Source organism: Pseudomonas sp. HPB0071, assembly GCF_000478505.2.
Classification (GTDB): Bacteria; Pseudomonadota; Gammaproteobacteria; order Pseudomonadales; family Pseudomonadaceae; genus Chryseomonas; species Chryseomonas luteola.
This window is the reverse complement of the sequence record NZ_KI517367.1, coordinates 135,842-161,077: the sequence shown is the minus strand read 5'-3', so window position 1 is coordinate 161,077 and position 25,236 is coordinate 135,842. Positions and strand designations below refer to the sequence as shown.

The following is a 25,236-nucleotide window of genomic DNA, read 5'->3' as shown; positions in this document are numbered from 1 at the left end:
GATCTGTGTTTGACTAACGGATCAGGTGATTGATCCTGCCGCTTCGTAGTGGGGAAGCGGCAGGTGCCTGGTTAGAAGCGGAAAGCCTGACGGCCGATCAACAGCCATTTTCCATTTTGTTTTTGCCAGATCTGAAAGTTTTCAATTTCAGTAGGCGTCAACTTGCCGCTATTGATGGCTTGTGCAGAGAAATGATTGCGAACCAGGGCCACATCACCCGACATTGTGATTTTCTGGTTGAGCATTTTCAGCTCTTTGAATGCGCTTTTGCCTGTTTCGATATCCGCAATGAATGCTTTCTTATCTTGGATGTTGCCGCTGGAATGGCCATAGGTAAGATTTTCGGCCGTCAGGGCATTCAGACTGGCAATATCCTTGTGCCACATGGCCTGGGTAAGCTTGTCCACGGCCTCAGCTACCGCCGTTTCATCCGAAGACGTGGCGGCCATAGCATAGCCGCTGAAAAGGCACAGAAAGCCAACGATCAGCTTGATATTTCGCATGAGCATTTCCTTGTTGTTGTAAGCGATGCGGAATGGATCGTTGTACGTGATGGCTGTAGATCTCGTTCGAGTATGGAAGAGGCACAGCGGTCATAAGTCGTCGTACAACATGATGTGTTGTAGACGTTTCACGAGAGGGCGTCAATTGGCGTGTTGTTTTTGCCAACAGAGCAAGCGCTGCTTGAGCGAAAAGGTTCTCGTCAAGCAGCAAAGCAGGGTGGCTTAGGCGTGTAGCGAAAGGAAATCTTTCCAGGCAGCGGGCACGTTGTTGAGTTGCAGGTACTGAAGACGCTCGTTTTCATCCAGGCGGCTCCAATAAGGCGTCCAGTGCTGACTCCACCAGAACGCCAGCTCGCCTTGTAGCGTATCCATGCAACCCACATCGACTGTAGGAAATGCCTGCCAGGGAGCTGGCGGTGCAATTTTTTGTGCATGAATAGAGGTCAGTAGAGCGGGTGAGTCCGTGACCAGATTGAGCAGCACACCGCCAAATTCGGACTGCATGCGCAGCATCAGTTTTTCACCCGCCTCGTTGCGATACAGCGTCTGTTCAGGAGTGCTCGAAACGGGAGTAAAGCCCAGCTTCATCAAGGCGGCACCCAAACCCATTTTACCTTGGTGACAACTCATGACCTGGAACTGATACGCCCGGATACCAAGCCCTTCAAGGCTTTCTGCGCCTTCCTGGTCGATGTTCAGTGGCGGATGGTCGAACAGGGGGAATTCGGTACCTAGTTGCTCAAGCTGGTGATCAATATCCTCGAAGGTGCGCTTGGAGACCAGACGCTTTAGCAAAAGGAGAAAACCGGTACCGTGGAGCTGGGGGTGCGAAGTCATGGGGCCTCCTGGCGCGCGTCTGGACTATATGGTCTTAAGACCCGAAGCCAACCGTTTTGCTTCAAGGCTGGCAAAGAAATTTCCATCTGCGCGAAACGGATAGCAGGGCGACTGTGCGGGCAAGAGGCTGCCGCAGCCGTAATATACTTCTTCAACATAGCTTCATCATGTGACCGAAACATGAATCAGAAGGCAATCACGACGGGCTGTATTCCAAGGCTATCAAGGGTTTGCTTTGCTGATAGCGCCGGAGTTTATCGCTAAGCGACTCAGGCAAGGATGCTAGTGTCTGAAATCCATTGGATTGGTAAAAAGGGACGAGTTCGGGGTGGCAGAACAGCCAGACAGGCGATGCCGCATGGTTTACGGCATGCTCCAGCAATCTGCCACCAATACCCTGACCGCGCTCCTCATGTGAAACGAAGAGGCCCGTCAGCCAAAAGCCCTGTTCGATGGGACTAAGGTTCAGGACACCGAGAATGCCTTGTCGCCGGGCTACCCAATAGCGCACGCCATCGCCTCTGGCGGTTCGCATGGTGCTGCCATGGGCGCGATAAAACTTGTCGATAAGCGGGCGGAGTTCAGGTAAGAGGGGGCCGTACTGCAGTTCGCTCATAGCTCTTTGAGGACAAATAGCATTCAGGTATTGGGCGTATTACCGGCCAGCTGCTCCAAGACACGCCTCACCATCGAGGCGTACTCAGTAGGGCTGAGGCTATAGAGCTCAGTAGCGACCCAGGGTAGCCAGCGTGCGCCCATTTCGTCTCGTCTGGAGAGCAGGCGCTGTGCCTCGGCAACGGCTTGTGTGGCATGTGCTTGATGAAAATCGGCTCGGCTCATGATGATCTCTTGCAGCAACCCGTCATGATAAAACCGAACCGACGTATTTACCTACCGCGAGCGACACGGCGAGCGATTAACGGCTCGCCGTATCGACATCAGTCAACGCTGACCCCAACGAAAGCGTTATGGCCCAGCGGGCTCATTACATAGCCTTGCACATTCTTGCGCATGGGCATGAACGCCGTGGAGTGGGCGATAGGGGTATTGGGGATCTGTTCCTTCATGCGCACCTGAGCCTGACGGTAAAACTCGGTCCGCTCGGCCTGATCGGAGACACGCTTGCCGTTCTTCACGAGGTCATCGTAGGTTTTGTCGCACCACATGGAGTAGTTGTTGCTGCCAATCGCATCGCAGCCATACAGCGTACCCAGCCAGTTGTCCGGATCACCATTGTCGCCTGTCCAGCCCACCAGGATGGTGTCCTGCTGGCCGCTCTTGGCGCGCTTGAGGTATTCGCCCCATTCGTACGTCACAATCTCGGCGTTAATGCCAATCTTGGCCCAGTCGTTCTGGATCATCTGGGCCATCAGGCGCGCGTTCGGGTTATACGGCCGCTGGACCGGCATAGCCCATAAGGTGATCTTTGTGCCTTCTTTGACGCCAGCTTGCTTGAGAAGCTCCTTGGCCTTGACCGGGTCGCGCGGCAGATCCTTTATCGTTTCGTTGTAGGACCACTGGCTGGGCGGCATCCCGTTAACGGCAAGCTGCCCTGCGCCCTGGAAAACGGCTTCAATGATGTTCTGCTTGTTGATCGCCATGTCGAGCGCCTGGCGGACTTCCAGCTTGTCCAGTGGCGGATGCTGAACGTTATAGCCTAGGTAGCCAATGTTATAGCCAGGGCTACTCATGACCTTCAGGTTGGGGTCTTTCTCCAGCGAGGCAATATCCGCCGGATTAGGGTAAACGCTGACGTGGCATTCGCCTGTGCGCAGCTTTTGAGCCCGCACGGCAGAATCGGTATTAATCGAGAAGATAAGGTTGTCGAGCTTGACCTGTCCCGGTTGCCAGTAATCCTTGTTGCCCTTGAAACGGATCATGGCGTCTTTCTGGTAGCGACTGAAGACGAAGGGGCCGGTACCGATAGGCTTCTGGTTGATCTGTTCAGCCTTGCCCTGTTTGAGCAGCTGGTCGGCATATTCGGCTGAATGGATACCGGCAAACCGCATCGCCAAATTCTGCACAAAAGCAGCGTCGCGCTCATTCAGCATGAAGCGAACTGTATGCTCGTCCACCTTTTCAACCCGGGCGATATTCTTGTCCAGACTCATGCCAGTAAAGTAGGGGAACTCGCTGGGATAGGCCTTGCGGAACGGATGCTCTTTATCCAGCATGCGTTGAAAGGTGAACAGGACGTCATCAGCATTGAAGGGGCGGGTCGGTTTGAAATAGTCCGTCGTATGGAAGTTCACGCCCTGCCGTAGAAAGAAGGTATAGGTCTTGCCGTCCTCGCTGATGTCCCAACGCTCTGCAAGGGAAGGAATGGCCTTGGTGCCGCCTCGCTCGAAATCGGCCAGTCGGTTGAACAACGTACTGGCCGCAGCATCATGATCGGTTCCCGCTGTGTACAGGCCGGGGTCAAATCCTGCTGGACTGCCTTCCGAACAGTAGACCAGGTTGCTTGCAGCCTGGGCAGATAAAACGTTGAACACGCAGCCAGCCGTGACCAACGCCGTAAAAAGCGTCTTGAACATGAGCCGTTTCCTTGAAGCGTGAGGTTCAGCGAAACGCGTACGCTACCGCGGCTCAGGAATACCGGCAGGATTTAAATGAAAGCAGATATTTCAAGGGTCACGTCAGATAAGCCGCTTGGTCAGCTTCACTTCGGTCAGGTCGACCCCACCTCTTGATAGGGTTTTACGGGCTTCTGTATGGTCGAAGCCGTGCTGTCGATAAAAAGCCATTGCTGCAAGGTTGTCCTGTAATACCCAGAGGGATACACAACTAACAGCGGGCAACTCCAGCGAAGAGAAATAATGCCGTAACAGCGCTGTTCCGAGGCCGGTACGGTAGTGCCGTGGGGCTATGTAGATCGCATGAATTTCTCGCCTGGAGGCCTCTTCCGGCCAATCACGGTCAGGGCCGCACGCCATCCAGCCGGCTACTGACCCGCTGCGCTCAGCAACCCATATCGGAGCATTTTCCGCTTCCAGTCTTGATTTCCAATGGGCATATCTGGACCCGTATTGGAGGTTATCCAGCACTGCCTGAGGCATGATGCCTTGATAGGCGGCGCGCCAGGATTCGATATGGATCATGGCGATTGCGGAGGCATCTTCAGACGTGGCTGCTCGTACAGGCATGGCGGCTTTCCATTAGGCTGAAACGATAGGGGCAGTTCTTAAGACTAGTGCATCCCTTGGGCAGGCGATACTATCTCAAGGCCCGGCCCAGACGGGTTTCTTTGCTTATAACAAATTGCGGTCTGCGGTTCACACCGTTTTGTTCGAGTTCAATCGCCAAGACTCGCCTGCCAATTTGAAACTACGCTGTGCCCAATGTGACGCGCTATTTTGTATGACCGCGTCGTGGCTGCATGGAATAAGAAAAATAGGGAGAGTAAGCATTAATGCGTCTATCTTTGCTGTTTCTGGCTATCAGTACGTCCCTTGGCAGCTATGCCCTTGCTAACGAAACCCAGTCTGTTACTGAAGCCGGAACGACGGTACAGGAGGTCAACATGGCAGATAAGAACGGCTCGGCCCTTCAGGCGAATCCCTTTTTTCAGGAGAGTGCATTGCCCTTTCAGGCACCTCGGTTCGACCTGATCAAGGAGTCGGACTTCGAGCCCGCCATTACAGAAGGCATCCGGCAAAAGTTGGCTGAAATCGAGCAAATTGCCAACAACCCCGAGCCGCCTACTTTCGAGAATACCTACGTTGCGCTGGAAAAAGCCGGAGCCCTGCTGGACAGGGTCATGACAGTTTTTAGCGCGCTCACTGGTGCCAATACGTCCGACACGCTTCAGCGGATCAATGAAGAGCAGTCGCCCAAGCTGGCTGCACTGGGTGATGCGATCACGCTCAACAGCACATTGTTCGACCGTCTACAGACCGTTTACGACCAGCGCGAAACGCTTGATCTGACACCCGAGGACAAGCGGCTTATCGAGATTACCCATCAGCATTTCGTATTGGCAGGTGCCCGGCTGTCTGAGACTGATAAGGCCCAGCTCAAATCGCTCAACCAGGAGGCGGCAACGCTCACTACCCAGTTTGTGAATCGGCTGCTGGCTGCAGCCAAGAACGGGGCCCTGGCTGTCAGCAACAAGGATCAGCTTGAGGGACTTTCTGAGCCTGAGCTCAAGGCAGCCGAACAGGCAGCCCAGGACCGTCATCTGGACCAGCAATGGCTGCTCACTCTTCAGAACACCACGCAACAGCCTTGGCTAGCGTCTCTTGCCAACCGCGATACGCGTAAGGCCTTGTTCGATGCCTCGTGGAATCGGGCCGAGAGGGGCGATGCCAACGATACCCGCTCGCTTATCGCGCGTCTGGCCAAGGTGAGAGCCGAGCAGGCCAGGCTGCTGGGGTTCCCGGATTATGCGACCTGGAAGCTACAGGATCAGATGGCCAAGAAGCCAGAGGCTGCGCTAGGTTTCATGCGGGACATCGCGCCGGCGGCCACAGCCCGAGCCAAGCGCGAGGCGGCGGATATTCAGGCCGTTATCGACAAGCAAGGGGGCGGCTTCAAGTTGCAGGCCTGGGATTGGCCTTATTATGCGGAGCAGGTTCGCAAGGCCCGTTACGATCTGGACGAGTCACAGATTCGCCCGTATTTCGAGCTTAATAATGTGCTCCAGAATGGGGTGTTTTACGCAGCGCAGGCGCTCTACGGCATTACGTTCAAGGAGCGGACGGACATTCCGGTGTATCAGTCGGATGTGAAGGTTTATGAGGTGTTCGACAAGGATGGCTCTTCAATGGCCTTGTTCTACACCGATTTCTTCGCTCGGGATAACAAGAGTGGCGGTGCCTGGATGGGTAACTTCGTCGATCAGTCCCGGCTGCTGGGCACCAAGCCGGTTGTTTATAACGTCTGCAATTTCACCAAGCCTGCTCCAGGCCAGCCGGCGCTGCTTTCATGGGACGATGTCATAACCTTGTTTCATGAGTTCGGTCATGCCCTGCACGGCATGTTCGCCGACCAGATGTACGGCAGTATTTCGGGCGCCAATACGCCGAGCGATTTCGTCGAATTTCCTTCGCAAATCAACGAGCACTGGGCGGAAGACCCCAAGGTGTTCGCCAACTATGCCAAGCACTACGCAACCGGCAAGCCCATGCCCGCCGAGCTGGTCGAGAAGATCAAGACCGCGTCTCGCTTCAACAAGGGCTATGACATGACCGAGCTCCTGGCCGCTGCGCTACTCGACATGCACTGGCACATGATTGCAGCTGAAGCGCCTCAGCAAGACGTTGACGCATTTGAAAAGGCTGCGCTGGAGAAGGACCGCATAAACCTCAGTTATGTGCCGCCTCGCTACCGATCCAGCTATTTCATGCATATCTGGGGCAATGGCTATGCGGCAGGGTATTACGCTTATCTGTGGACACAGATGCTGGCCGATGATGGCTTCGAGTGGTTTAGAGAACACGGCGGCCTTACTCCTGAAAACGGCCAACGCTTCCGCGACATGGTTCTTTCTCGTGGCAACAGCACCGATCTGGAGCAGGTCTACCGGGACTGGCGGGGCCATGAACCGGATATCGAGCCCATGCTGATTAACCGCGGCCTGAAAGGTGATAGCCAGGGTTGAGCTTGCCTTATAAGTAGATAGGCCTGGAAGGTCCGTCTTGCTGCCAGCATTCATGGCCTAGGCTTAAAGTGCATCTTTTTATCCTATGCCGAGCCGCGCAGTACTTGTCACAGTGGAGCGCTTAGATTAGGCGCTCCCAATTATTGCACCATGTTTTTGAAAAGGACCCGTCATGACCACGACTGTTACCGGCGCCAGCGCACCGGATAGCCTCGATATCGATTCACGCTATGAGGCCGCCAAGGCTATCGCACAGGAAGCGGCACGCCTGGGCATGGACTTCTATGCGCGCCGTTCGAGCCTGACGGTAATGCACAAAGGCGGTAACCTGCAGGATGTCGTCAGTGTTGCCGACAAGACACTGGAGGACTTCATCCGGGCGCAGCTTTCGGAGCGTTTTCCGGAGGATGGCTTTATCGGCGAGGAAAACGGTACTGCAGCATTGGATGCGCGCTGCATCTGGGTCATCGACCCCATCGACGGAACCAGCTGTTTCGTAAACGGCTTGCACAGCTGGTGTGTATCCATCGGACTCATGATTGACGGTGAGCCCTATCTGGGCGCTATCGCCGATCCGAACCATCAGGAACTCTTTCATGCCTGCCTGGGCCAGGGCGCGTTCGTCAATGATATCCCGCTCAAGGCCCATGCTGCCCAACACGTTCGTGAAGGAGTCGTAGGGGTAGGTACAACGCACCGCCGTGGTAAGGAAAACTTCATTCCTTTCCTGACCGGTCTGTTGGACGAGGGTGGGATGTTTATCCGCAACGGCTCCGGGGCGCTGATGACGGCTTATGTGGCCGCGGGTCGGTTGATTGGCTATTACGAGACGCTTATCAACAGCTGGGATTGCCTGGCAGGCCTTGTCATGGTCAAGGAAGCCGGTGGTCGGTCGAGTGACTTCTTCCGTGGCGAAGGGCTGCTGGAAGGGAATCCGCTTCTGGTCGCTGCGCCCGGAGTATATGAGCAGCTAGCAGGCCTGATAGGGCCCTCGTTGGACAGTAACTAAGCCTTTTGCGTTTTTCTGCGCGTGGGGCATGACGGTACAGGGTTGTGTCGCCGTTCATCTATCCTTTGAGACAGGACTTGTACGAAGCGGGCATACCTGTGCGAACCTGACGATGCCATTCGAAAGCGAGGATCAGACCATGAGTACCATGCAATGTACCTACCGCGATCATGTCATTACGGCTGAAATCATGGAACATTCAGGCAGCCCTTTACCCTGGGCAGGCGGTTGCCGGATAAGCGACCTGCACGGGCATGTAACCCGGCGCATGCCGCTTCCGGTCAGTCATGCCTTCCTGGCCGAACTGGATCAGGCCCAGAGAGCGTCCATTGCTCACGGCAAATGGCTAGTTGACCAATGCCTGGACCATGGGCGAATGCTGTTTGATCAGCCCAAGGCCGCCTGATGCTTATCTCACAGGGCGAAAGGCAAGAATTGCTTTTCGCCCTGGCTGCATGGCTTAACCTGCCAGACCTACATAAACGTTCTGCACGTCATCGTGGGCATCCAGGGCTTCCAGAAAGGCTTCTACTTCTTCCATTTCAGCATCGCTCAAGCCGGTGACCGGGTTTTTGGGGCGATAACCCAGATTGGCCGACTGTACTGTAAAACCAAGAGTTGGCAGCGCCTTGCAGACGGCGTCCATGTCGGTAGCGTCGCTTATAAAGAGGGTGGCGTCATCCTCACCCGCCTCGAAATCCTGAGCGCCTGCTTCGATCGCGGCCAGCTCCGGATCAGTTTCTGGCGTATCGGGCGTTGCCTCGATCATGCCTGCATAATCGAAATCCCACGCTACCGAGCCGGACGCGCCAAGCTGGCCCTTGCGAAACAGTACGCGAATCTCGGCGACAGTACGGTTCACGTTATCGGTCAGGCATTCCACAATGACCGGCACACGGTGGGGCGTAAAACCTTCATAGGTGGTGCGCTCATAGTTGACCGCTTCGCCCAAAAGACCTGCGCCTTTCTTGATGGCGCGCTCCAGTGTTTCGCGAGGCATGGAGGCCTTTTTGGCCTGCTCGACGACCAGACGCAGGCGAGGATTCATGTCTGGGTCCGGGCCGGAGCGCGCAGCGATCATGATCTCTTTCGACAGTTTGCCAAAGATCTTGCCCTTGGCATTGGCTGCGGCTTCTTTATGTTTGGCTTTCCACTGTGCGCCCATAGTTGTCTCTTCAAGAGGGAATAAAGGCGCAAATTCTAGTCCATACCGAGAGTTTGAGCGGAGCTAAATGATCAGCTGTGTGCCATGCACAGCTAATCCCGCGCAGGTGTCCAACCCCCTCCCAGCGCCTGGTAGAGCGAAATGACATTGTTCAGCTGGCTCTCGCGCACCTGTACAGCCGCCAGATCCAGATTGAAGAGGTTACGTTGGGCGTCGAGCTCATCAAGGTAGGAGGAGTAACCGCTGCGGTAGCGATCCCGGGCGATTTCAAGCGAACGTGCCAGCGTGCGCCGGCGTGCCTGGATACGATCAATTTGTTCGGCATACAGCGTGACGCCTGACAAGGCGTTTTCAACGTCGGCAAACGCATTCAGCGCTGCGGCCCGATACGCATAAGCGGCCTGATTACGCTGAGCGGTAGCGATATTGACCTGGGCTTCCAGTCTGCCCGCCGTAAAAATCGGAGCAAGGATGCTGGCGCCCAGGCTCCAGACCTTGACCGGATCGTAGTTCAGCGAATTGATGTAAAGCCGGCCGACGCTGCCGGACAGCTGTACCTGCGGAAGAAACTCATCACGTCGGGCCTCCAGGGTGAGATCACTGGCAGCCAGCTGCTGTTCGGCACGTGCGACATCCGGCCGTCTGCGCAGCAACTCCGATGGCAATACACCGGGAACGTGGGGCGGGTGTACGTCCTGAAAGTGCAGCCCACGGTCCACTGGGGCCGGCAGAGCGCCCGTCAGCACCTGAATGGCATTTTCCTGTCGGCGAATAGCCTGTTGAAGCTGCGGAATCATTTGCATGGCGGCCTCATATTCGGACTGGGCCTGCGTCAACTCCAGTTCTGACGTGTAGCCCTCACCGGCGCGATCCTCTGCGACCTTGAGCGCCCCAAGGCGAGACTCGGCTGTCTCACGGGTAACCTGCAGCTGAGCATCCAGTGAGAGAAGGGTGATGTATGCCCGGGCGGTCGTGCTGGCCACGGTGAGAAGAACAGCATCCCGATCGGTCTGGCTGGCCTGATATTGGAGCCGTGCGGCCTGTTCGAGAGTACGCAGGCGCCCCCATACATCCAGCTCATACGCAATCTGTACCTGTGGCTGGGCCGAACGGGTATGGGTGATACCCAGTGTGCCGAGATTGCGGTTGGTTTGTGTGGCAACCGAGGCATTTACCGAAGGAAACAGGGCCGAGCGTGCCAGTGCAATCTGCTCGCGAGCCGCATCGACGCGGGAAATAGCAGCTAACACGTCAGTGTTGTGCTCAAGCGCGGCTTCTACCAGGCGAGTCAGCCGGGGATCGTTGAAGTTGCGCCACCAATCGCTTCGAACGGCACTTGCCGGCTCACTCGCTACACGCCACTGCCCAGGAGGCTGTATGGCAGCTTCGGGCGGTAGCGGTTTCTTGGGTGGCACACAAGCGGCCAGGCTTACCGCCAGGGCCAATAGCAAAGGATGGAATCGAACATCCCTCATGGTGCAGCGCTCCGTTGCGCTACAGGTCGTTCTGTCTGGCTGGTCGCTGGGGTCGCATCCGTATCAATATGGGTAACAACAGACATGCCTGGCCTTAGCCGCTGCGCCAAGGGTTGGTTAGGATCAATGGTGATCCGCACAGGGATGCGCTGTACCACCTTGGTGAAATTACCCGTGGCGTTGTCTGGGCGAAGAATGCTGAATTCCGAGCCGGTTGCAGGCGCCAGCCGTTCGACACGGCCGGTAAGCTCTGCGCCGTCCAAGGCATCGACGTTGAAGCGGACCGGCTGACCGATCGCCATGTTATGTGTCTGCGTTTCCTTATAGTTGGCTACCACCCAGACCAGATCCGGTACTAGATACAGGAGTTGTGAGCCTGCCGTCACGTACTGCCCGAGGCGTACGGATACCTCGCTGAGCTGTCCTTCCCGTGGCGCCTTGATCAAAGTATTGTCGAGGTCGATCTGTGCCAGATGCAGCGCCGCTTCTGCCATCTGTACCTGAGCTTCCAGGCTTCCGCGTGACACGCGAGTCGCCTTTACGTTTTCCTCGGCAATATTGATGGCCGCTTGTGCCTGCTTGACCTGAGCGGCGGCGGCCCTGGCCGAGGCGCGTGTCTGATCACGCTCGCGCAGGGAAACCGAGCCTCGGGAGGCGAGTTCGTTGACACGACGCTCATCGGCTCGTGCGCGATCCAGTTCGGCCTGCACCGACAGCAGTTCCGCCCGGCGCGACGCCAGCGTGGCTTGGTTGGAGGCCAGGGTTTGTATGGAGTTCGCAAGATCCGCCTGCCGGGCTGCCAGCTGTGCCTGGTTTTGCTCAACACGCTGGCGATAGATTCGGTCGTCGATCCGAGCCAGCAGTTGCCCCTGCTTTACATGCTCGAAGTCCTGTACGAGTACCTCGGCTACATAACCATTCACCTGAGGGGCCATGACGGTAATCTGTCCCCGGACGTAGGCATTGTTGGTTGTCACGATGCCACTGGTGAATGGCCACAGCTGCCACGCATAGAGAATCGTCAGGACGCCTGCCAGCGCTACCACCACCATGATGATGACCGTCATCCGTGACGGCTTGATCACCTTGGGCGGCCCAGGGTTTGTCGCTCCGGCATCCGGTACGGAGGCTGCCTGTTCGGTTTGAGGCGGCGTTTTTTCAGCTTCGCTTGAGCCCTTGCGCTCGTCATCAGGTAATGGTTTTTCGTCGCTCATGGCGTCTCACGTAGCAGCGTTATTAGAGGAGTTGGCTTGTGCCCGTTCCGCTTTTCTTCGCCGATAGGACAGGCGCAGGGTATGGAACAGCGACCAGCTCAGAAAAGTGATCGATACAAAGCCGATCAGCCGAAAGACATCGTTGAAGGCCAGCACATGTGCCTCTTGTGTGGCGGCCTGGCTGAGTTGGGAGGTGCCTAGCGCCTGTTGCAGGGTAGGGTCGGTCTGCACCGGGGCATAAACCTGACTTTGAAGCTGCAGGCGCTGCACCACCAGTGGGTCGGTACGGTTGACGTTCTCGATCAGGTGACTGGAATGGTATTTCTCTCGCACCGTCTCGAATGTTCCAAACAGAGCCGGGCCAGCCAATCCACCCAGGCTTTGCGTAAAGGAAAACAGCACGGTAAAGCTGACGATATAGGTCGGACCGTTCTGCAAGGCACGCAAGAAGCCGATCATCATCAGCGGACCCAGGAACATGCCGCTGGCAAAGGCCAGAATACCCTGGCTGACAAACAGGTCCTGCGGGCGTGTCTGGTTTGTCGAGTCGGTATCCATGAAGCTGGCGATACCGATCAATACAATCGAAACCAGAATCTGAGGAATCATCGTTTTCGGGCTGAACACCAGAGCACTGACGGCAATGCCCGCCACGATGCCGGCAAGAATCACTGCAAAAAGCGGTTGTAACTGATCGGCTGTAAGCCCCAGGGTTTGCAGCAGACCCACTGCGCCATAATTCTGTTCGGACAGGATAAAGCGCAGCATGATCGCCCCGAAGGCAAAGCGCAGCATCTCGGAGGTGCCAAGCCAGCGAGTCTGGAGCAGGGGATTGCGTCGATGGTGCTCAATGGCGACCGCAATGATGATCAATACGAGGGCGGCTGCCAATGAAAACCCCATCCAGGGCTGCGTCAGCCACCATTGAATGCGCCCCTGTGCCAGGACGGCGGCAATCATGGCAAGGGCAGGGCCAAGCAGGGCAAATGTCAGAAAGTCCAGTCGCTCGAACGCCTTGATGCGTATGCCTGGAGGTAGCTTGAGCAGGGTGATGGCGGCGAGTGAGCACAGCGCCATGCCAGCCTCGAAGATATACAGGCGATGCCACTCGCCCAGATCCCTGAGCGCGGGCGAGAGCAGCCAAGCCAGAGGCGTTGCCAGCTGGGAGATGCCAACGCCAATGACCAAACCTTTGCCTACCTGAGCCTTCCGAAACGCCTGGAGCATATACAGCGTACCCAGGGTTGTGATCGTCGCGCCAGCAAAGCCGCTGGCGGCCCGGACCAGCACCGCCATGGGAAAGTTGTTGGCAAACACATGGGCGATCGTAAATACGGCATACAGCGCCAGCCCGATTTCGGCAAAACGGCGAAGCCCGTATTGCTGACGAAACTTCACGAGAATCAGGTTGGCTGACACGTTTACCATCAGAAAGGCTGCAGGCAGCCAGGCGCCCTGGGTGGGTGTCAGACCCAGATCACCCTGGATGTAGGGAAGGTTCACGCTGATCAGCGCATTACCGAGGCCGCCTGTCAGGCCCAGCAGCACGGACACCAGCGCGTAGGCAAGGCGTACCGGTGGGGCATGCAGTGGCGTAGCCGGAGAGCCCGGCATCGAGGGCCGCTCGTGCGGCTCCCAATTGGGCAGGGGTTCCAGATATTTATCGGGCACAGCAGATAGGCGCCTTATTGAATCCTTGAGAAGTGCCAGTCACTGTTTAATCAATGATGGCAATGGATTCGTCCATAAGGCGCCGCAACAGTTCAGCCTGACGGGCAAGGAAGTCGTGATTACGAAAAAGCCCAACCAGACTTTTAGTCAACGCAGGCCATGCTCAAACGCATGGCCTAGCTGCTCCCTCTGATCATCCGGCCAGTGATGTAGGATATTCACCACGGATGTATTGCTCCAGTTGCAGAATCAGCCCGTCCTGCTCAGCAATCGTTTCCTTCACGATATCGCCAATGGAAAGCAGACCGATCAGCTGATCATTGTCGATCACCGGTAAGTGGCGCAGATGGCGATCCGTCATGAGCGACATGCACTCACGAATGCTCTCCCGAGGCGTCACCGTGATCACAGCACGGGTCATGATTTCCCGAACAGCGGTTCCTATGGAGGAGCGGCCCTGTAATACGCCTTTGCGCGCATAGTCGCGCTCGCTGATGATACCGACCAGCTTACCGTCCTCGGTAACGGGCAGGGCACCCACATTTTTCTCGGCCATGACTTTAAGCGCATCAAGCACCGTAACGTTTGGGGTGATCGTAAACACACCCTGGCTTTGCTTGGCTCTAAGGATATCCGCTACCGTCTTCATATCATTCCTCCCTTGCTGGCAAATCAATAGGACGAAAATAACCCGACCTGTCCGGCCGTCACCAAACAACGTAATCCATGGGTACGATTAAGATTTTCAAGCACGAGCATGGCCTATGCCTTACTCGGAGCTGAACTGCGCAATCAGTTCTTCTCCAGTCAGGGTGCGGGTATCGTTGGCAAAGCAGTAGAAAGCGGGTTTTTCTTCTATGAAAACCTGCAGCGCAAATGTCCAGTCATCCCGGTCATCAAACAACCCAACCGGGACGGCATGGAAGTCGCCGTGTTTTAACCGGTAAAACAGGTGAGTACCACATCGGCGACAAAAGCCTCGCTCAGCCCACTCTGATGACTCATAGACGTGAACATGCTCCTCTCCTGTCAATTGTGGAGGGAGCGTGCTTTCGACGACCATCAGTGGGCCGCCGCCCCATCGCCGACATATCGAGCAATGACAAGCGCTGACAGATGTTTTTTCCAGACCGACAGTTACGTGCACCGCGCTGCACAAGCAGCGTCCTTGTCTCTCGACCCGAGCAGCCATAGCCATCCCGCCTTTCGCTGAGTGGAATGAAAAGCGTAGTCGAAAATCGGCGATTAAAAGGAAAAAATAGGGTAGGGCGACGTTTTGCCTCTATTGAGGGCTTTTCAACGTAGAGTCGTCAGCAGGCTCTCTTTAAGCTCTGCCAAGAGCGAAAGGCAGCCTGACTCATTCACCATGAGGTGTGACGCCTTTCTACTACTCGGTTCATCACTTTTCGTACGCTGCGCGAATGCCTTGACGACGTACATAACGGGCTCGAAGCGTATCGTAAATCCAGTTGAAGCATACCGAATAAGGCAGGAAAAACAGGATCAGTCCGATATCGAGCACTAGCGCCTGGAGCAGGCTGATTGAAAGCCACCAGGCTGCCAACGGAACCAGCAAGACCACTAGGCCAGCCTCAAAAAGACAGCCGTGAATCAGGCGGACGGCAAAGCTGCGTTTGAATCCCAAGCGGTTCTGCGCACGGTCAAACAAGAAGTTGAAAATCATGTTCCACAACATGGCTATGGTCGAAAACATAAGCGTCAACACGCCGATCTGTGCAATGGGTTTGCCCATAGCCCAGGCAATCACAGGCGCACAGAGGCCCAGGGCAATCAGCTCGAAGGCCAGCGCATGACCTGCCCGCTCCCAGAAACTGCGATCAGGTGATGAGGTAGAAGACATTGAAAAGCTCGCTTAGGGATAAATTTGATGATCTATTATCATCGGTTTAACCAATAACCAAAAATTAGCTGGTATCGCTTAGACCGATATGAATCTTTCAATAGAAGCACTCGAGTCGTTTGTTCATGCCGCATCCAGTGGCTCGTTCAGCGCGGCAGCGAGGGCGCTTGGTAAAAGCCAGTCGACCATCAGTGAAACCATTGCCCGCATTGAAATAGAACTGGATGTTGAACTCTTTGTTCGTGGCGCTCGCCAGCTGACATTGACCGAGCCTGGGCGTAGCTTGTTGGGATATGCGCTGGAGACGCTATCGGCGATAGACCGATTGAAACGTCACGCGGCTACCTTGGGCCGCGGGCAGGAAGCCAAGCTGACACTGGTACTGTCAGATACCTACCAGCAGAGCCAATATGAAGCGCGTCTTCATGAATTGGACCAGCGCTATCCTGATCTGGAGTTCGAATGCTTTTTTGCCGAACAGGCCGATGTGCTGGATCTGATCAATCAAGGCCGCGCCAACCTGGGGCTATTGGCCGCTCAACCGGAATACGGGCCGGATATTGCGCATTCCCGGCTGCCTTACTATTCCTCCTTTGGTCTTTTTGTCAGTCGAGGTCATGCCCTTACCCAGAAAGCGGTAGTTGAACCTCAGGACCTTGCTCACTACCGCATGCTGCGTCTGAGCAGTGTTGTCAGCAGCGATTTGGATGACGCGACCTTGCCTGCACACAGTACGCGATGCTGGTCGACTCCAGACTACCTGTTGTTGCTGGAAATGGCGGCGTTGGGCTTTGGGTGGGCCGCGTTACCCAAGGGGTTGGTCGAGTCCCATGCACAGGGGCGGGTGCATGAGTTGGTCATGAATGGCTGGCCCAAGCAGGTATCGGTGGATGTGGTGTGGTCGCGTAAACAGCCGCTTGGTCCTGCTGCAGCCTGGCTGCTTGAGCGTCTTACACAAACGAATAGATCTTGAAGGATGCGTACTACTCAGGCAGCCGCAAAAAGGAGGAGCATCCAGTAAATCAATCAAAAAAATACAGCGGATGGTAACCTGCCAGTTATCGGCAGAGGGTTCGCTCATCGGCTAAACGAGAACTGTTTGAGGGATGTAATGGACAGAGTAAGTAAGCCGGCTTACGAACCATCCCATTTAAAGCCTTCATGAGGGAAAGCCCATGAGCGATCTTGAACTCACTGCACAAATCATCCGCTCGCTGATGAAAGAGCTACGGGCAGCACATGATCATGACAGTCAGCAACTGATTGTCAGGCAGTTGCATCGTTTGACCGATCATCTGACTACTGAGAATCGTTATGAAATCAGTCGAATCCTGGCCAAGTCAGAGGCTTACGCCGCTTAACCGCACTGTACCGTTTTGTCAGTCGCTTTGTTCGCGCTGAACATGAGTGTCGCTAGCACAACACCACGAGGGTGTGCCTGTCCCCAGGCGGGACGGCCACCTCTCAGCTAGGCACATTTTAGGACCAATTCGGCTGCGCGGTGCGGCTCCAGTTCGTCAATTCATGATGCATCGTCCAGTCCGGCTTTTAATCGTGCTGGCCCAACCTCTGCTCTTCCAATCGTCTGAGCCTTGAAGCGGTTGTGTCAACCTGTAGCTATCGGCAAGGTTGTGTTTGACCACATGTATCAAAAAATTTCGTTGCGCCGCAGCGTCTTTGTAGGGCTGATGATATGATTGCGTCTGGATAGCACAACATATCTTCATGGAGCTTTTATGCCGATCAAGGAACTGATCCTGGCCAGCCTTTTGGCTGTGGCCGTTATTCCCGCCGCTTATTCCGCCAACCCACAGCCCGAACCTGTTAGCGCCACGTCTGCCGCGTCGAATGCTCAAGAGATGACAGTGGACCGGTTCCTAAAGTCATTGAACTTCAAGACGGGCAAGATCGTTCTCAATGACAATCTTGCAACGCTTGATCTGCCTAAAGAGTTCGTCTTTCTGAACAGTAAGGATGCCGAGCGTGTACTGGAAGCTTGGGGCAATCCTCCCAGCCAGAACCCGCCCATGGGGATGGTGATGCCTGCTGGCATTTCGCCGTTCGAGCGCGAATCATGGGGCATGACAGTTTATTACGAAAAAAGCGGCTACGTGTCTGATGAGGATGCGGCTGACATCGACTATGCCGACCTGCTGAAGGACATGCAGCAGGATGTTCGCGATGGCAACAAAGCGCGTCAAGAACAAGGGTATGAGCCGCTTGAGCTGGTAGGCTGGGCTGCTGCGCCGCGTTACGACAAGGAAGGCAAAAAGCTCTATTGGGCTCAAGAGCTCAAGCTGGGCAATGATACCGAGCATGGCCTCAACTACGATATCCGCGTACTGGGCCGTAAAGGCGTACTGGTGCTGAGTTTCATCGCTGGTATGGATCAGCTGCCTCAAATCCAGAAAAGCGCACCTGCCGTCCTGGCAATGACCAACTTCAATGAAGGTAACCGTTACGCCGATTTCAATCCTGACATCGACAAAGTGGCAGCTTATGGCATAGGCGCACTGATTGCAGGCAAGGCGGCGGCCAAGTTGGGAATTCTGGCTGGAGCGCTATTACTGTTCAAGAAGCTGTGGATGCTACCCATGCTTCTGATTGGTTGGATATTCAACCGGTTTCGGGGTAAGAAAAAGAGCGAGCCCGTAGCGCCGACTCCGGTCATGAATGAACCTGAGACCCCAGCCAGGACTGTCATGGACATGAACAGCTCCGAGACAGACGACAAGAAGTAACGCTTAACCTATCCGCCGGATCGGATTCCTGGTCTGGCTGTAGCGTGGCTGGCCATCAAGCAGTCAACGCAATTTCCCTGAATCTATTGAATGACCTACCAGCCAGCAGAACATCCTGCTGGCTGAGTATCGCCGCGCATGCAGTCCGGTGAGTCAATGAAAACAAGAAACGTTGCGCCCTGTTTAATGGTCACTTTGTTCTGCTTGATAGGTTGCACCCATACCTTTGAAGCAAAAGGTAAGACGCAGGTCTATGAAGAGGTTTTTCCGACAGACTTTGATAATGCGCATAAAAATCGGCTAAGAACAGGCCCTGCTACCATCCTGTTCGGGCCAACGCCCTGGTGGTACACCTCCATAACGATTGACGGCTGGGACTTTTCGCTCAGCGCGAAGGTGTACCGTGATGCCTATCTCGGTCAGTCATTCACCGTGTCTGGAGAAGAGAGCACGTTACCTTACAATTTGAAGGTGAGTTGGACGCGCCACAACACCCATCTTTTCGAACAGGAAGACCGGGTAGGCTGTACTACTTCAGGCATCTGCTCCCATGAGGTCACTCTACTAGAATGTAAATCCGGCAAATCCTATTCAAGCGGAAGCAAGGGCTATCACAGGCATGAAGATGATGAGCGTTGCGATAAAAAGACCCGTTACGAAACAGGCTTTTATTCCAACTGTCCAGGCATAAGGACCGATTTAAATCGGTATAAGACATCCAACTATACCGTTACGGTCGACTTTATGGATTCGAAGAGACCACAAATAAAGCTAGGCCAGTTCATTGGCGAAACGCAGTATATGGCGGACTCTATCGAAACTCTGCGTGAAGGCCACTGCTCCTTTAGCAAGACAGCCCCGCATTAGAGCGTGTCCGCTAATAAGCTATCGTGAGAACTACATTGAGCCGATGAATCAGGTCTTTTGGAACGCCTGATGATATTGTCGGTCGATGTTACTAAGCGTATCATTTGTGTTACTTAGTTTCCCATCTAAGCTCTGCAGTTCTTCCTGAATAACATATATGCCATACGCGGCCAGTGATGCTGCGGGTTGGTGTGTTGTCGTTTCGGGTCTAGTGGCATTGGATGGCTAAGCTTCAGGCAGGCAGTTCCTAAACTGCCGGACCAAGACTCATCCTGTAAACCAGAAGACTAGATAGTGCTGATGAATACCTCTGTAGATTCACGCGGCGGTGCCTGGCTTGGCGTAATTGCGCTGGCGCTGGCAGCCTTTATCTTCAATACCACTGAATTCGTACCGGTGGCGCTGCTTAGTGACATCGGCAAAACCTTCGAGATGTCACCAGCTCAGGTGGGCATCATGCTGACCATCTATGCCTGGGTCGTGGCGCTCATTTCGCTCCCCATGATGCTGTTCACGCGTAATATCGAGCGGCGGCGGCTGCTGATTCTGGTCTTTGCGGTATTCGTCGCAAGTCATATCCTGTCGGGCTTCGCCTGGAACTTCACTGTATTGATTGTGAGCCGTATCGGCATCGCCATTGCACATGCGATCTTCTGGTCTATCACGGCGTCACTGGCCGTACGTATCGCTCCTGAAGGCAAGCAGACGCAGGCCTTGAGCCTATTGGCGACCGGTACGTGTCTTGCCATGGTCTTGGGTATTCCGCTAGGCCGTGTGTTGGGAGAAACCCTGGGATGGCGGGCGACCTTTGTGGCGATTGCGGTCTTTGCCACCGGTATAGTGATCTGGCTGGCCAGGGCATTACCGTTGCTGCCAAGCCATAACTCCGGTTCCCTGAGCAGCTTGCCCGTGCTCTTCAAGCGTCCTGCCTTGGTCTGTATCTATATCCTGACAGTGCTCGTGGTAACGGCCCATTTCACAGGTTATAGCTACATTGAGCCCTTCGCTCAGGAGATCGCCCATCTGAGTGGAAACATGACAACGGTTCTGCTGCTCCTGTTTGGTGGCGCTGGTGTCATAGGCTCCGTCCTGTTCAGCCGGTACAGCATCATGTATCCCAATGGCTTTTTGATCTCGGCCATTGCGGGTATCACCATCTCTCTGTTGGTGCTGCGGCCGTTTGCCCAGCACGCCTATCTATTAGGCGGGCTGAGTGTCGTCTGGGGCGTTGCGATCATGTGTTTCGGTCTTGCCTTGCAAGCCAAGGTGCTAGCGCTGGCCAAGGATGCCACTGACGTGGCGATGGCCCTGTTCTCGGGTATTTATAACATTGGAATTGGCGGTGGGGCCCTTATGGGTAGCGTTGTAGGGACTCAGCTTGGGCTCATCCATATTGGTGTCGTAGGCGGTCTGCTGGCATTTGCCGGTTTGGCGTTCTGCTACATCATGACACTCAGGTTTTCCAAGCAGCTCAACGCCAATCCGCTATAAATCAAGTGATGTGCCGAGGTGCCTGCTGGCTCTCGGCACACATTACTAACGGCTACGCGCCGAGCGAGACGTGCGTCTTCCTTCTGCTTCTCCCTGCTTTTCACGTCCACTCTGATTCCCTCGTCCCAGGCTTGAACGACGAGGGCGTTTGCGCCTGGAAAGCTCTCGTGTAATGGCTTCGTTCAGCAAGGTGCGGTGCTCTTCGCCACGTTCAATGTCTGGGAAATACTCTGGCAGTGTCCGTGCAAGGTGCAGGTAGGTCTCCACGATATGCAGCGAGCTTTCCAGCGTTGCAAGATCTGATTCGAGAATCAGGCGTGGCAGCTCAATGACCTTTTCCTGGGCAACCTTTTTCAGCCAGTGTTGTGCAAAGCTGCTGGCAGGGCTTTCCAGGCCTCCCCGGATAGGGGTACAGGCGAAAATCCAGCGTAGCCAGAGGGGAATACGTGGATCATCGATCGCCTTGATCCAATCGGCCAGCTCATCGGGCAATACAGATACAAACGCATCGCCATAATTGATGTTTCGGTTGAACGTCAGCCACGCTCTGAGCAGGCTGGGTTCATTCATCAGCTCGGAAATGGCTTTCAGGTGATCGATAGAAGGCCGCACCTGAAACTGAGACAAGTCTACTGGCTTGTCGGGACTGTTAAACAACCGTTTGATGGACTTGAGTACGTGTAGCTCCAAGGCAGTGATGACGCCTTCGTCATGATGGCCAAAGCGTCCGGCGCGCCCGCCAATCTGCTTGACCTCTTGCACGTTGAGCTGCCGCACCTGAATGCCGTCAAACTTTTCATCCGTGTAAAAGCACAGGGTATGGGCCGGTAGGTTAAGGCCCATGCCCACCGCATCGGTTGCTACCATAATGTCTGCTTCACCTTCGCGAAACCGGCGTGCCTGTTCGCGCCGTACTTCTGGAGACAAGGCACCGTAAACCACCGAAACCGTTTTGCCTGTCATCTCCAGCATTGCCTTGAGATCCAGCACCGTACGACGGCTGAAAGCCACCAGCATCGATCCGGGCTCCAGATTCTTCAGGCTGGTAGAGTGTCTCGAAACCTCAACAGGGGAGAGCCGCTTGGTGCGCTTGATGATCAGGCGGTCTTCGCACAAGTCGCATAGCGTTTTCAGTGACGGCTCGATCAGCGGCGGTCCAGTCATGATCAACTCAGGCGTATAGGCGCTGACGAGCGCGTCTACCCAGGCCCAGCCTCGTTGCGAATCGGCCATCATCTGCACTTCATCCACCACGACCACATCCCAGCGCTTCTGGCGAAAGCGTGCAAACTCCTCGACCGTGCAGCAAAAATGCGTCGCGCCTTCCCGGATAATTTCTTCCTCACCAGTTACAAGCGAGCAGGGTATGCCCATGGACTCGATGCGCTCCTGATTTTCCAAGGCCATCAGGCGCAGCGGCGAAAGGTAAATACCGTGGGTAACCGAAGTCATCGCTTCGATGGATTGGTGCGTCTTGCCACTGTTGGTAGGGCCGAGCAGGGCAATCCACTTACGCGTTAATTGGCGAGCCGGATACAGCTTGTGATAATGCAAAAAGCGCGGATCATTCTGCAGGAGCGTAGCGAAGGCCATTTTCTCCTTGTAGTTGCGCAACGTACTACGAATCGTCTTGCGCAGCCGACCGGTGTCCTGCATGAACAGCTCTGTCAATCGATGCTGACCCAGTTGCAGCAGGTCAAAGTCGCCAGCTTCTTCAAGGACCATATTGAACTTGGCCAGAACTTCCTGCCGGTCTTCATCCTTCAGGGTCAGGACTTCTTCCTCGCTGAGAATATGGCCTTGGTTTGCCGGTATCCGGCGCTGTATATCCAATGCCAGATCGCCGTGGCGCAACTCAACTACAAAGCGCAGCTCATGGCGAACCTCATTGATGATCTCGACCGCATGTTCCAGAAAGTCATCAATACGTGAAAGCTCCGGCCGTAGCCGCTCAAGCACTTCCAGTCGATCGTCTTCGCTCATCTCCCTGAACGGGCGCTCCAGGATGCGTAGCCGCTCCTGCACATAATGCTCCATAGCTTGCCGAGCCTGATCCTCGAATGCCTCATGAGAATCACTGTCTTCCAGGCGTAACGTCCACTCTGGCTCGATCAAGAGCTGTACTGAACCCAACGAGACGATCTTTTCAGCGCCAAAAATATCAATAAGGCACCTATAGTCGCTGCTGTCGCGTAACAAGATACGCCCTAGCAACCGCTCTGGATCAGGCTCATCCATAGTCGCCTCGATGGTGCCGGCATCTAGCCCTAACCAGAAACCCTTAGCGGCACGACCCAGGTTGGGAATGGCATACCCAATATAGGGCTTGTACCACTCTTCCTGATGATGCTTCTTGGGGATGAAATCGGGATACCGCCCGGTTGCCCACTCAATAAACCGCTTGAGACGTTCAAGGCGGAGCGCTTTACGCTGTCTATAGTCACCTTTAGGCATTGCAGGGACTTCCCGAAAATCAGTGAGTTATGACGTTAGGACAAGATTGTGCGGTCTTTGGTCGTTTCATGCGACTGATGGAGGGCTGAGAAAGAGAGCAAGCAACTGAGCAGCCCATCACAAATGTGATGTTAGGGTGCCATCTTCAAGAACGGTTCAGCTATCGCTGCGCTCAAACCTTTGTATGCAGTAAGACCTGATCCAGCCAGTGCTTTTGCTTTCCAAAAACTAAGGGTTGCCTGAATAGATGCACGCCGCGATTGGATAACCAGGCGCAGCATTTACAGGCAGACCAATAATAAAGAAGGGTTCAAGCATGCTTATCGATTCAAAACGTTTGCTGCTGTTCTTCTCTCTGCTGGTGGGTTGCGTGGCCTGCCAGGATAAAAAAGCGGAGGCCGTTCCAATCAAGGAGGCGAAGCAAGCGCCCAAGCCATTCGAGCAGAAGGGCAAAGCTTCATACTACGCCCAGAAGTTTCATGGCAGAGAGACGGCTAGCGGTGAGACATTCAATAACAATACGCTGGTTGCTGCCCATAAAACGCTTCCTCTAGGTTCCAAGGTGCGTGTCACCAACCTGGAAAACAACAAACAGGTGGTGGTGCGGATTACCGACCGGGGGCCCTTTATCCGTGGCCGCATTATCGACTTGTCTCGCGCGGCGGCTAAGCGGGTCGATCTTGTAGAAGACGGCACAGGGCCAGTCAAGATCGAGCGAATTGATTAAAACCCAGAGATGTAGGACCTAGGGCATTTGCTCAAAGAAAGCCTTAAGCAAACGCCCTCAAAACTGTATTCAAATGTCAGCGCAGCGCTTTAATTGCAGCGCCCAAGAATGCATAGGTCTCCATTTCCTGCTTATCCATTTCGGGTTTAGGCCAAGCGCTCCACACCACGGCAACGACACCTTCCTTACGGTTGATATACAAGAACTGCCCAAAGATCCCTTGTGCCTCGAACGCTCCGCCCTCATGGCCGGGCAGGGCGTGGGTGCCTACAGGGAATGTCCACCATTGATAACCATAACCCAAGGGATACTCGCCCTCGTATAGCTTTCCGGGAGCCAGATAGGATGCTGGGTCTACACGAGTCGCCTGATCAATCCAGCCCGCCGGCAGGATACGCTCACCGTTGATCACACCATCATTGAGAATGAACTGCCCAAAACGACCATAATCCCTCAAGGTAGCCGAGAAGCCGCTGCTGCCGATTTCCTGGCCTGCTCTTGCGTCGAGCTGCCAAAAGGCGTCGCGCTCCATACCCATACGCGCCCAGATACGCTCGGAGAGATAGTCACTCGTAGTCATGCCCGTTACGGCATGAACCAACTCACTCTGAAGGTGCGACTCACCGGTGCTGTACTTGAAGGCTGTACCGGGCGCCGAGGCACGCTTGAGTCCTGACAATTGCTTTAACAATTCGCCGGGCTTATTAGCGAGCTGAAGCTCAAACATTCGACGCCGATCCGACGTGGGATCACGATAGGTTTCGTTCCAGGCAGCCCCTGAACTCATCTGCAATACCTGCTCTATCGTCACGTTGTCATAGGCGCCACCCGATAGTTGTGGCAGATAACGTGCAATAGGCTCCTTCACACTCTTGATTCGCCCCTGTTGTACCGCCGCTCCAACAAGGGAAGAGGAGATGGATTTCACTACGCTGAATGACGTCCAGCGCGTCTCTTTTGTATTTCCCAGGCCGTACCGCTCAAGAGCGATTTTGCCATTCTTGATGATCAACAACCCACCCACGTGATTGCGTTGCATGAACTCATCAACACCCAGCGTGCCATCATCCGTTTGGTAGCGCACGTTGATCTCGTGCTGGCGTGGCAGCGAATAAACTGCCGGACCGCGGTGTACCTCACGCGTGAAGAAGAGCTGATCCATATGCCGATACGTTCCGGGCTGGTAAGCCGGCGGTAAATCATAAAGATCCTGAGCGCGCCCGATTAGCTCGGGTTTAGACGTTTGGGTATCGGCCTGTGGCGTAGAGCAGCCTGCTATAAACAAGGCAAGAAGGGAGAGGGCGGCAGTCTTTGGAATAATTGTCATGACTAGTCTCGCAGTCAGCATGGATTAGGCCCGTGTAAAGCATAGCGGTTGTAGCTGCTTGCTAAGAACTGACCACAAGCGGGACGGTTCCTGAGAAGGTGTGCCAAATACCGTAGGATGGGTTGAGCGGAGCGATATCCATCCTCGTTAAGCAGGACCATCCTCACGCAATTGAATAAGTAAGTTTTAGATGCGGTGCAGGATGATTGCCGAGGGACATGCCGCTCGGATCTAATAAGCTAGTCCCGTATAGGGAAACTAAAAGCAACAGAAGAAGGCTTAATGATTAGTTTTT

At 54.9% G+C, this 25,236-nt stretch carries 24 protein-coding genes; 9 read left to right on the top strand and 15 right to left on the bottom strand.

Going from position 1 to position 25,236, the window contains the following annotated elements:
* Nucleotides 1–71: 71 nt before the first annotated feature.
* The 6 genes from HMPREF1487_RS00840 to HMPREF1487_RS00810 all read right to left on the bottom strand — a co-directional run bounded on the left by HMPREF1487_RS00840 (nt 72) and on the right by HMPREF1487_RS00810 (nt 4,483).
* The gene (locus tag HMPREF1487_RS00840) at nt 72–503 is read right to left on the bottom strand and encodes a nuclear transport factor 2 family protein (protein ID WP_010794696.1); all 432 of its coding nucleotides are present in this window, start codon (nt 501–503) and stop codon (nt 72–74) included.
* Between the two features lie 222 nt (nt 504–725).
* Nucleotides 726–1,340: a hypothetical protein gene (locus HMPREF1487_RS27660; protein WP_010794695.1), complete on the bottom strand. Its 615-nt coding sequence runs from the start codon at nt 1,338–1,340 to the stop codon at nt 726–728.
* A 196-nt stretch (nt 1,341–1,536) separates the two neighbouring features.
* Nucleotides 1,537–1,956, bottom strand: coding sequence for a GNAT family N-acetyltransferase (locus HMPREF1487_RS00825; RefSeq protein ID WP_010794694.1), 420 nt, complete (start codon nt 1,954–1,956; stop codon nt 1,537–1,539).
* 23 nt (nt 1,957–1,979) lie between these two features.
* Entirely contained in the window at nt 1,980–2,180 is a 201-nt protein-coding gene (locus HMPREF1487_RS00820; protein WP_010794693.1) for a hypothetical protein, read from the bottom strand.
* A gap of 98 nt (nt 2,181–2,278) precedes the next feature.
* Nucleotides 2,279–3,874: an ABC transporter substrate-binding protein gene (locus HMPREF1487_RS00815; RefSeq protein WP_010794692.1), complete on the bottom strand. Its 1,596-nt coding sequence runs from the start codon at nt 3,872–3,874 to the stop codon at nt 2,279–2,281.
* A 102-nt stretch (nt 3,875–3,976) separates the two neighbouring features.
* A complete protein-coding gene (locus HMPREF1487_RS00810; protein WP_010794691.1) occupies nt 3,977–4,483 on the bottom strand; it encodes a GNAT family N-acetyltransferase in 507 nt (168 codons plus the stop codon).
* 266 nt (nt 4,484–4,749) lie between these two features.
* Between HMPREF1487_RS00810 and dcp the strand changes: the two genes are divergently transcribed.
* The 3 genes from dcp to HMPREF1487_RS00795 all read left to right on the top strand — a co-directional run bounded on the left by dcp (nt 4,750) and on the right by HMPREF1487_RS00795 (nt 8,354).
* A complete protein-coding gene (gene dcp, locus HMPREF1487_RS00805) occupies nt 4,750–6,939 on the top strand; it encodes a peptidyl-dipeptidase Dcp (protein WP_010794690.1) in 2,190 nt (729 codons plus the stop codon).
* Between the two features lie 172 nt (nt 6,940–7,111).
* Nucleotides 7,112–7,948, top strand: coding sequence for an inositol monophosphatase family protein (locus HMPREF1487_RS00800; protein WP_010794689.1), 837 nt, complete (start codon nt 7,112–7,114; stop codon nt 7,946–7,948).
* Nucleotides 7,949–8,087: 139 nt separating this feature from the next.
* A complete protein-coding gene (locus HMPREF1487_RS00795) occupies nt 8,088–8,354 on the top strand; it encodes a hypothetical protein (RefSeq protein WP_010794688.1) in 267 nt (88 codons plus the stop codon).
* A gap of 54 nt (nt 8,355–8,408) precedes the next feature.
* Here HMPREF1487_RS00795 and HMPREF1487_RS00790 read toward each other — a convergent pair whose 3' ends face one another.
* The 7 genes from HMPREF1487_RS00790 to HMPREF1487_RS00760 form a co-directional block, all read right to left on the bottom strand.
* Complete coding sequence (locus HMPREF1487_RS00790) at nt 8,409–9,113, bottom strand: YebC/PmpR family DNA-binding transcriptional regulator (RefSeq protein WP_010794687.1); 705 nt, start codon at nt 9,111–9,113, stop codon at nt 8,409–8,411.
* A 92-nt stretch (nt 9,114–9,205) separates the two neighbouring features.
* Nucleotides 9,206–10,588, bottom strand: coding sequence for an efflux transporter outer membrane subunit (locus HMPREF1487_RS00785; protein WP_010794686.1), 1,383 nt, complete (start codon nt 10,586–10,588; stop codon nt 9,206–9,208).
* Nucleotides 10,585–11,802 (bottom strand): HlyD family secretion protein, encoded by a 1,218-nt coding sequence (locus HMPREF1487_RS00780; protein ID WP_010794685.1) that lies wholly within the window; start codon nt 11,800–11,802, stop codon nt 10,585–10,587. The genes HMPREF1487_RS00785 and HMPREF1487_RS00780 overlap by 4 nt, the downstream gene beginning before the upstream one ends.
* Before the next feature lie 6 nt (nt 11,803–11,808).
* Nucleotides 11,809–13,416: an MFS transporter gene (locus tag HMPREF1487_RS00775; RefSeq protein WP_037029560.1), complete on the bottom strand. Its 1,608-nt coding sequence runs from the start codon at nt 13,414–13,416 to the stop codon at nt 11,809–11,811.
* Nucleotides 13,417–13,666: 250 nt separating this feature from the next.
* Nucleotides 13,667–14,122 (bottom strand): CBS domain-containing protein, encoded by a 456-nt coding sequence (locus tag HMPREF1487_RS00770; protein ID WP_010794683.1) that lies wholly within the window; start codon nt 14,120–14,122, stop codon nt 13,667–13,669.
* 120 nt (nt 14,123–14,242) lie between these two features.
* A complete protein-coding gene (locus HMPREF1487_RS26635) occupies nt 14,243–14,665 on the bottom strand; it encodes a GFA family protein (RefSeq protein ID WP_010794682.1) in 423 nt (140 codons plus the stop codon).
* A 207-nt stretch (nt 14,666–14,872) separates the two neighbouring features.
* Nucleotides 14,873–15,334, bottom strand: coding sequence for a multidrug/biocide efflux PACE transporter (locus HMPREF1487_RS00760; protein WP_010794680.1), 462 nt, complete (start codon nt 15,332–15,334; stop codon nt 14,873–14,875).
* 88 nt (nt 15,335–15,422) lie between these two features.
* Here HMPREF1487_RS00760 and HMPREF1487_RS00755 point away from each other — a divergent pair, with 88 nt between their 5' ends.
* From HMPREF1487_RS00755 to HMPREF1487_RS00735, 5 genes are all read left to right on the top strand, one after another.
* On the top strand, nt 15,423–16,307 hold the full coding sequence (locus HMPREF1487_RS00755; protein ID WP_010794679.1) for a LysR family transcriptional regulator: 885 nt from the start codon (nt 15,423–15,425) through the stop codon (nt 16,305–16,307).
* Nucleotides 16,308–16,509: 202 nt separating this feature from the next.
* Nucleotides 16,510–16,695 (top strand): hypothetical protein, encoded by a 186-nt coding sequence (locus HMPREF1487_RS00750; RefSeq protein WP_010794678.1) that lies wholly within the window; start codon nt 16,510–16,512, stop codon nt 16,693–16,695.
* Between the two features lie 375 nt (nt 16,696–17,070).
* Nucleotides 17,071–18,075, top strand: coding sequence for a DUF2167 domain-containing protein (locus HMPREF1487_RS00745; protein ID WP_010794677.1), 1,005 nt, complete (start codon nt 17,071–17,073; stop codon nt 18,073–18,075).
* A 156-nt stretch (nt 18,076–18,231) separates the two neighbouring features.
* Complete coding sequence (locus HMPREF1487_RS00740) at nt 18,232–18,942, top strand: hypothetical protein (protein ID WP_125912904.1); 711 nt, start codon at nt 18,232–18,234, stop codon at nt 18,940–18,942.
* 300 nt (nt 18,943–19,242) lie between these two features.
* Nucleotides 19,243–20,433 carry a sugar transporter gene (locus tag HMPREF1487_RS00735; RefSeq protein WP_010794675.1) on the top strand — a complete coding sequence of 397 codons (1,191 nt, stop codon included), beginning with the start codon at nt 19,243–19,245 and terminating at the stop codon, nt 20,431–20,433.
* Between the two features lie 45 nt (nt 20,434–20,478).
* Here the strand turns inward: HMPREF1487_RS00735 and HMPREF1487_RS00730 are convergent, their stop codons facing one another.
* The gene (locus HMPREF1487_RS00730; RefSeq protein WP_010794674.1) at nt 20,479–22,887 is read right to left on the bottom strand and encodes a helicase-related protein; all 2,409 of its coding nucleotides are present in this window, start codon (nt 22,885–22,887) and stop codon (nt 20,479–20,481) included.
* Nucleotides 22,888–23,203: 316 nt separating this feature from the next.
* Between HMPREF1487_RS00730 and HMPREF1487_RS00725 the strand changes: the two genes are divergently transcribed.
* On the top strand, nt 23,204–23,614 hold the full coding sequence (locus HMPREF1487_RS00725; protein WP_010794673.1) for a septal ring lytic transglycosylase RlpA family protein: 411 nt from the start codon (nt 23,204–23,206) through the stop codon (nt 23,612–23,614).
* Nucleotides 23,615–23,690: 76 nt separating this feature from the next.
* Here the strand turns inward: HMPREF1487_RS00725 and HMPREF1487_RS00720 are convergent, their stop codons facing one another.
* On the bottom strand, nt 23,691–24,941 hold the full coding sequence (locus HMPREF1487_RS00720) for a serine hydrolase domain-containing protein (protein WP_010794672.1): 1,251 nt from the start codon (nt 24,939–24,941) through the stop codon (nt 23,691–23,693).
* Nucleotides 24,942–25,236: the final 295 nt, after the last annotated feature.